The sequence below is a fragment of the Brevundimonas sp. AAP58 genome (assembly GCF_001295975.1).
In the GTDB taxonomy this organism is placed as follows: domain Bacteria; phylum Pseudomonadota; class Alphaproteobacteria; order Caulobacterales; family Caulobacteraceae; genus Brevundimonas.
This window is the reverse complement of the sequence record NZ_LJHU01000114.1, coordinates 1-6,603: the sequence shown is the minus strand read 5'-3', so window position 1 is coordinate 6,603 and position 6,603 is coordinate 1. Positions and strand designations below refer to the sequence as shown.

9 protein-coding genes are annotated in these 6,603 nt (G+C 67.3%); 4 read left to right on the top strand and 5 right to left on the bottom strand.

Annotated elements, in window-relative coordinates; translation table 11 throughout:
- Positions 1 to 326: 326 nt before the first annotated feature.
- Entirely contained in the window at positions 327 to 650 is a 324-nt protein-coding gene (locus IP78_RS13495) for a low molecular weight protein tyrosine phosphatase family protein (protein WP_054112185.1), read from the bottom strand.
- Here IP78_RS13495 and IP78_RS13490 point away from each other — a divergent pair.
- Entirely contained in the window at positions 643 to 1,197 is a 555-nt protein-coding gene (locus IP78_RS13490) for a DUF2199 domain-containing protein (RefSeq protein ID WP_082385100.1), read from the top strand. The genes IP78_RS13495 and IP78_RS13490 overlap by 8 nt on opposite strands.
- 136 nt (positions 1,198 to 1,333) lie before the next feature.
- Here IP78_RS13490 and IP78_RS13485 read toward each other — a convergent pair whose 3' ends face one another.
- Both IP78_RS13485 and IP78_RS13480 read right to left on the bottom strand, forming a co-directional pair.
- Positions 1,334 to 1,909, bottom strand: coding sequence for a hypothetical protein (locus IP78_RS13485; RefSeq protein ID WP_054112184.1), 576 nt, complete (start codon positions 1,907 to 1,909; stop codon positions 1,334 to 1,336).
- Between the two features lie 11 nt (positions 1,910 to 1,920).
- Complete coding sequence (locus IP78_RS13480; RefSeq protein WP_054112183.1) at positions 1,921 to 3,453, bottom strand: acyl-CoA carboxylase subunit beta; 1,533 nt, start codon at positions 3,451 to 3,453, stop codon at positions 1,921 to 1,923.
- Positions 3,454 to 3,593: 140 nt separating this feature from the next.
- Between IP78_RS13480 and IP78_RS15070 the strand changes: the two genes are divergently transcribed.
- Entirely contained in the window at positions 3,594 to 3,992 is a 399-nt protein-coding gene (locus tag IP78_RS15070) for an endonuclease domain-containing protein (protein WP_082385097.1), read from the top strand.
- Here IP78_RS15070 and IP78_RS13470 read toward each other — a convergent pair.
- Entirely contained in the window at positions 3,976 to 4,746 is a 771-nt protein-coding gene (locus tag IP78_RS13470) for an ATP12 family chaperone protein (RefSeq protein WP_054112186.1), read from the bottom strand. The genes IP78_RS15070 and IP78_RS13470 overlap by 17 nt on opposite strands.
- Before the next feature lie 92 nt (positions 4,747 to 4,838).
- Here IP78_RS13470 and IP78_RS15350 point away from each other — a divergent pair, with 92 nt between their 5' ends.
- Together IP78_RS15350 and IP78_RS13460 are read left to right on the top strand one after the other, a co-directional pair.
- Positions 4,839 to 5,276 carry a hypothetical protein gene (locus tag IP78_RS15350; RefSeq protein WP_197272463.1) on the top strand — a complete coding sequence of 146 codons (438 nt, stop codon included), beginning with the start codon at positions 4,839 to 4,841 and terminating at the stop codon, positions 5,274 to 5,276.
- A gap of 114 nt (positions 5,277 to 5,390) precedes the next feature.
- Positions 5,391 to 5,882 (top strand): hypothetical protein, encoded by a 492-nt coding sequence (locus IP78_RS13460; protein ID WP_156320417.1) that lies wholly within the window; start codon positions 5,391 to 5,393, stop codon positions 5,880 to 5,882.
- On the opposite strand, the gene IP78_RS13455 is transcribed toward IP78_RS13460, so the two are convergent.
- Positions 5,857 to 6,546: an HAD-IA family hydrolase gene (locus IP78_RS13455; RefSeq protein WP_054112179.1), complete on the bottom strand. Its 690-nt coding sequence runs from the start codon at positions 6,544 to 6,546 to the stop codon at positions 5,857 to 5,859. The two genes, IP78_RS13460 and IP78_RS13455, sit on opposite strands and share 26 nt — an antisense overlap.
- Positions 6,547 to 6,603 lie beyond the last annotated feature (57 nt).

Below are 6,603 nucleotides of genomic sequence, written 5' to 3'. Positions count from 1 at the left end.
CGCCGCGACAAGCTCGCAAGGCCTTGCGCCCTTCCCAAGCGACGGAACCGAGGGGGAGGGTAACACACCCGGATATGAGGGCGCGTTCAGCGCGTCTCAAACGAGAGGGGCGCTGATCCGTAACGCGGAATCCCGGCGTCGTTGGATGATTGAGAAAAACAGCGCGTTTCTCTCCCTCCCCTTCATGGGGAGGGACCGCGAGCGTCGGCGAGCGCGGGTGGGGTCCGTCTGTGCGGAGTGCGATGTCCTGTTCGCACCCCACCCTGGCTCCCCCCGGGTCAAGCCCGGGGTCCGCCGTCCCTCCCCATGAAGGGGAGGGAGAAGGGTCATCGCAGGAACGGCCCCACCTTCTTCTTCAGCAGGGCGACCAGTTCGGGCTGCATGAAGGCGTAGTCGTCGGGGATGTCGAGGCAGACGACGCGGGCGGACTTCAGGCTCTTTCGGAACCGCGTCTGCAGCCGGGCGCGGTGGGCGCGCTCCATGACGAAGATGATGTCGGCCCATTCGATGAGCTCGGAGGTCGCGGGCTCGTCCGCATCGGGCGCCAGCCCCGCCGACGCCGTCTCCACCCCAGGCCAGTCGGCGAAAACCCGCTCGGCCGTCGGCGAGCGGAGGCGGTTGCGGGAGCAGAGGAAGAGGAGGTTGGTCACCCTAAGCAGCTACCATCGCGAAGGCATCGCCGATATGGACAAAACCATGCCCATGTCCTTCATCTGTTCGACTTGCGGTCAAACCCATGAGGGCTTTCCTGCCCTGGCCTTCAAGGCACCCGCGCCCTGGGATTGGGCGAGCGAAGAAGAGCGAGCCGCGAACTGGAAACTCCAGAGCGACTTTTGCCGCTTCAAGGACACCGACTTCTATGTTCGGGCCGTGCTGGCGCTCCCCATTATCGGCAGCGACCAGACACTGGAGTTCGGCGTCTGGTCCACCCTGAGCAGAACGAACTTCGACCGCTATTGGGACAGCTTCGAAGACGACGACCAGTCGAAGCTGGGGCCGATGTTCGGTTGGTTCTCAAACGCCCTGCCCGGCTATCCGGAGACTATGGGGCTCAAATGCCAAGTTCTGCCGCAAGATCACCGACAGCGCCCCGAGGTTGAACTTGAGCCCACCGACCACCCTTTGGCGATCCATCAGCGGGAGGGCATCACTCTGGACGAAGCGGCAGAGTACTATCACGCACATGTGGCAGGCTGAGCGACTTGCCATTTCGAGGGGGGAACCCGCCAACGCCGTCTCCACCCCCGGCCAGTCGGCGAACACCCGCTCGGCCGTCGGCGAGCGGAGGCGGTTGCGGGAGCAGAGGAAGAGGAGGTTGGTCAGGCTGCGAGCATCAACGCTTCAGCGGATACAGAACGCATTCAACGATGCGCCACTCCCCGTCCACCCGCTCGAAAAGGCAGTCGTCCTGCATCCAGCGATAGGGCACAAAGCTCCAAGCGTATCCGCCCATAGCGAAACGGCCATCCGCCGAAAACATCGGTTCGCCTAGACTGATCCGGGGAAACTGGAGCGCATCCTGATCGTCCAGCAGACCTTCGCGCGAAACAGCGGCAGGTGTCACTCGCAGGCCGGGGAACTCGCACCTCATGGCCGTTGATGTGCCAGTCTCGAAATACGAGGCAAACTCATCAAGATGAGGCGTAATCGCCTGCAGTTCATCGGGATCTAAAGCGCCGAAGAGCTCAGCGACAAAGGCCGCGTCCGCTACCACCGGTGTCGTCCCGTCGCTTTCCAAGAAGATGGGCCGCTCACGGGTTTGCTGATCAAGGTAGAAAGTCTCTTTGGTGCCCGGTGCCTCCAGCGGCCACTGTGCGACGAGAACAGCGCGAAGGAACTCGCATCTATCCGGGACCGGGTTCGCTTGAGCCAAGCCCAAGGCGCCGACAACAACGAGAGAAGCGATCATGCCTGACTTCCCTAAAGCGGAATGTTATCGTGCTTCTTCCACGGATTGCTCTGCTGCTTCCCCTTCAGCGTCCGTAGCGCCTTGATCAGGCGGCGCCGCGTACCGTGGGGCATGATCACGTCGTCGATGTAACCCAGGCCCGCCGCCACGAACGGATTGGCGAAGCGTTCCTTGTATTCCGCCTCGCGCGCCGCCAGGGCCTCGGGGTCGCCGGCCTCCTTGCGGAAGATGATCTCGACGGCGCCCTTGGCACCCATGACGGCGATCTCGGCCGAGGGCCAGGCGTAGTTGACGTCGCCGCGCAGGTGTTTGGAGCTCATGACGTCATAGGCGCCGCCGTAGGCCTTGCGCGTGATCACGGTCAGCTTGGGCACCGTGGCCTCGGCATAGGCGAACAGCAGCTTGGCGCCGTGCTTGATCAGGCCACCGTACTCCTGGCGCGTGCCGGGCATGAAGCCGGGCACGTCCACGAAGGTCACCAGAGGAATGCCGAAGGCGTCGCAGAAGCGGACGAAGCGGGCGGCCTTGCGGCTGCTGTCGATGTCGAGCACGCCCGCCAGCACCTGGGGCTGGTTGGCGACCACGCCGACGGGCTGGCCGTCCAGCCGGCCGAAGCCGCAGACGATGTTCTTGGCGAAATCCGCACCGATCTCGAAGAAGTCGGCCTCGTCGACCGTCTTCAGGATCAACTCCTTCATGTCATAGGGCTGGTTCGGATTGGCGGGGACCAGGGTGTCGAGGCTGTCCTCGTCTCGCTCGGGGTCGTCGTAGCTGTCGCGGACGGGGGGCTTCTCGCGGTTGGACAGGGGCAAAAAGCCGATCAGGCGGCGGACCTCCATCAGGGCCTCGATGTCGTTCTCGAAGGCCCCGTCGGCGACGCCGGACTTGCCCGCGTGGACGCGCGCGCCGCCCAGGTCCTCGTGACTGACGACCTCGTTGGTGACCGTCTTCACCACGTCCGGGCCGGTCACGTACATGTAGGAGGTGTCCTTCACCATGAAGATGAAGTCGGTGATGGCGGGCGAATAGACGTCGCCGCCCGCGCAGGGGCCCATGATGACGCTGATCTGGGGGATGACGCCCGAGGCCAGGGTGTTCTGGAGGAAGATGTCGGCGTAGCCGGCCAGGCTCTCGACGCCCTCCTGGATGCGGGCGCCGCCGGCGTCATACAGGCCGATGATCGGGGCGCCGTTGGTGAGCGCCATGCCCATCAGCTTGACGATCTTGGCCGCGTGGGCGCCGCTAAGAGAGCCGCCGAAGACCGTGAAATCCTTGGAGAAGACATAGACCAGACGGCCGCCGATGGTGCCGCGACCGGTGACGACGCCGTCGCCGGGGACGCGCTGCTTCTCCATGCCGAACTGGTGGGAGCGGTGCTCCACGAACATGTCGGTCTCTTCAAAGCTGCCCTCGTCCAGAAGGACCTCGATGCGTTCGCGGGCGGTCAGCTTGCCCTTGGCGTGCTGGGCGGCGATGCGGGCGTCGCCTCCCCCCAGACGGGCGGCGGCGCGGCGGGCTTCGAGCTGTTCGAGAATGGCGTGCATGGGCGAGACTCCTTGGGGGGAGGCTTAAGGAGGGGCCGCGCGCGAGTAAATCCTCCCCCGTTGGGGGAGGTGGATCCGGAGCGCAGCGGAGGAGACGGAGGGGGCCTGACGGGCGCTCAAACCCAGCCTATCGTCCACAAATGGAAGCCCCAAAGCTGACCATCAACCGCGCCAGGGAGCTTCGGCGCAAACTCACCCTCCCGGAGGTGATCCTGTGGACGGCGGTTCGCGGGCGCCGCGTCGCAAGAGCCCGGTTTCGGCGACAACATCCTCTCGGACCCTACATTCTGGACTTCTATTGCGATGAAGCCCGGCTGGCGCTTGAGATCAACGGCGATGGACACCTGCATCCCGATCAGGCAACGCATGATCTGCGTCGGACCGTCTGGTTGGAGGCGAGAGGGATAGCGGTCTACCGGATCGCGGCTCGAGACGTTCTGTCGAATCTGGAGGGCCTTATCGCGAGCATCGCAGAGCGAGTGCGTGGCCGGCCCCCTCCACCGCTTCGCGGTCCCCCTCCCCCTACGGGTGAGGATTAAGGGCCCGGATCCACCGCTCAAGAAGGACCGCCTCGCCTCGCCGGGCGGCGGTGCGGTCGGCGGCTTCCTCGTCGACGCCCCAGCGGCTTTCCTGGAAGGCTTCGTCGAGGCGGGAGAGCTCGAAGGCGGCCTCGCCGGTCAGGGCGCCGCGCTGGAGGGCCAGTGCGAGGACGGCGCTGCCCAGGAGCGGCGTGGCCATGGCGAGGGCGGACAGGGCGAAATCGTCGAGCGACAGGGCCAGGTCGCGGACGCGGGCGACGGCCTGCGGCGACTGGGGGCGGTGGATGATGCCTTCGACGGGTTCCAGCGAGACGCCGAGTTCGGACGCGGCCCAGTCGCGCCAGGGGGTCCACTGGCGGGCCTGCTGCTCGACCAGGGATGTCGGGTCCTCGGCGAGGTAACAGAGGAGATCGGAGCCGGCGTAGGTCGCGATCTCCCCGGCGACGGCCTCGCGGGCCTGGGAGACGCGGTCGATCGCGGTGGCGGCCAGGCGGGTGGCGAACATGGTCGCAGGCTCGATGAACTCGCCTTGCGCCGCCCATTCGTCGGCGACGAGGCGGGCGAGTGGCTCGGTCGGGAGGGCGTATGGCGCTCCGGCCGGGGTCTTCGGCGCGCGACCGTCCAGCAGGACCGTGAAGCCTGCGTCGCGGGGTTCGACGGTGACGTCTGTCCAGAAGCGCTTCTGGCGCTCCTCGGACTCGCGAAAGCCCTTCCGGGCGGCGACGTTAGGGTCGAGGTTGGGGATGTGGCTCATGCGCCGCCGATAGTCGCAAACCGGGGCCAGATGAAGGGGCACCCGACGGAAGGGGCACGCCCAAGCGTTCGACAGCCAGCAACCGGGAGGAGATGATGCGACCTGCGGTGACGGCTGCGACCCTGGCGGCGGGACTGGCGCTGCTGTGCGCCGGATGCGGCGGTGGTGGTGGTGGCGATGGAGGGACGTCCGGCCCGACGACTCCGCCGACACAGCCGCCTCCTCCACCGCCTCCGCCGCCGCCGCCCCCTCCGTCAGGCGTCCCCTACCCTGCGGGCCTGTCCTCCCACACCCTGACGGTTGGCGGGGTATCCCGGGGATTTCTGGTGCATGTGCCGCCCGCCCTGACCCAGGCCCGCGCCCTGATCGTGGTCCTGCATGGCGGCACGGGATCGGCCCTGTCGTCCTCCCGTCTGGGGGTCCAGCCCCTGTCGGTGTTCCGCACCATCGCGGATCGGGAGGGGCTGGTGGTGGTCTATCCGGATGGCCTGTCCAACCGCTGGAACGACTGTCGCGGGGACACGACTTAGAACGGCGAGGCCGATGACGTCGGCTTCCTCGACGCCCTGCTGACCCGGCTGGAGGGCGAACTGAGGATCAACAACACACGGGTGTTCATGACAGGCACCTCGAACGGTGGACTGATGACCTTCCGCTATGCCATCGAACGGTCCAATCGCGTGGCTGGAGTGGCGATCAGCGCGGCCAACCTGCCCGCCAATCCCTTGCCCGGTCCCTGCAGCGGGCCCCCGTCGCGGGTCGTGCCGATCCTGATGCAGCATGGGACAGCGGATCCCCTCATGCCCTACGACGGCGGCCCGGTCGGGGTCGGCACGGGCGGACGGGTGATCGGGGCCGAGGGGACGCGAGACCGCTGGCTGATCTACAACGGCCTGACCTCGGTCACGCCGCAGACCGAGACCGTCGAGATCGACCCGAACGACGGCGGCAGCGCGGTGCTGGTGCGCTATGTCGGGATCGCGCCGCTCTACTGGTCGCGGCTGAACGGCGGGGGACATGCGTCGTCCAGCCGGGTTGCGCTTGTCTCGGAGCCGGCCTTCGGTCCCCAGAACCGGGATGTCGAGTTCGCCGAACTGGCCTGGGAGTTGTTCAGGACGCAGCTGCCGCCAGCGTGACCTCGCCGACAAGGGCGCGATGGAGGGCCGCTTCGAGCGCATCGAAGTCAGGAGCCACATCGATCGCGCCCGCTGACCACAGTTCCTCGGCCGTATGGAAGCCCCAGGCGACCCCCTGGGGACGGACGCCGGCGTTGATGGCCATGACGATGTCGTGGGTGGTGTCGCCGATCATGATGGCGCTGGCGGGCTCGCAGGCGGCGGCGGCGAGGGCGGCGTTCAGCATGGCGGGGTGCGGCTTGCCCGGGCCGTCCTCGGCGCAGTGGGAGGAGACGAAGAGGTCGGCCCAGCCCTCGCGGGCGAGGTTCCGGGCCACGCCCTTGCGGTTCTGGCCGGTCGCCAGCGACAGACGCCAGCCGTCGCGGTGCAGGCGGCGCAGCAGCCAGGTCGCGCCGGGGTAGAGCGGCTCCTCGTGACCCTCGGCGTAGAGGCGGTGGAAGCACTGGCGGAAGCCCTCGACGAAGCGGTCGAGCTCGGGCGGGGTCAGGTCGGGTTCGAGGGTGGCCAGGGCCTCGGGCAGGCTGAGGCCCACGATGCGGCGGACGCGGTCGTAGTCGGGCTCGGGCAGGCCCAGCGCGCGGGCGGCCTCGGTGGCGGCCTGGAAGATGGAGGCGCGGCTGTCGACCAGGGTGCCGTCGATGTCGAAGATGGCGAGGGGGCGCATCGCTATAATCCTCCCCCGTTGGGGGAGGTGGCTCCGTAGCGCAGCGGAGGAGACGGA

Excerpts from the sequence above, each read along its gene's own strand:
- IP78_RS13485 (WP_054112184.1), bottom strand. The coding sequence starts at position 1,909 with ATGATCGCTTCTCTCGTTGTTGTCGGCGCCTTGGGCTTGGCTCAAGCG.
- IP78_RS13480 (WP_054112183.1), bottom strand. The coding sequence starts at position 3,453 with ATGCACGCCATTCTCGAACAGCTCGAAGCCCGCCGCGCCGCCGCCCGT.
- IP78_RS15070 (WP_082385097.1), top strand. The coding sequence starts at position 3,594 with ATGGAAGCCCCAAAGCTGACCATCAACCGCGCCAGGGAGCTTCGGCGC.
- IP78_RS13470 (WP_054112186.1), bottom strand. The coding sequence starts at position 4,746 with ATGAGCCACATCCCCAACCTCGACCCTAACGTCGCCGCCCGGAAGGGC.
- IP78_RS15350 (WP_197272463.1), top strand. The coding sequence starts at position 4,839 with ATGATGCGACCTGCGGTGACGGCTGCGACCCTGGCGGCGGGACTGGCG.
- IP78_RS13460 (WP_156320417.1), top strand. The coding sequence starts at position 5,391 with ATGACCTTCCGCTATGCCATCGAACGGTCCAATCGCGTGGCTGGAGTG.
- IP78_RS13455 (WP_054112179.1), bottom strand. The coding sequence starts at position 6,546 with ATGCGCCCCCTCGCCATCTTCGACATCGACGGCACCCTGGTCGACAGC.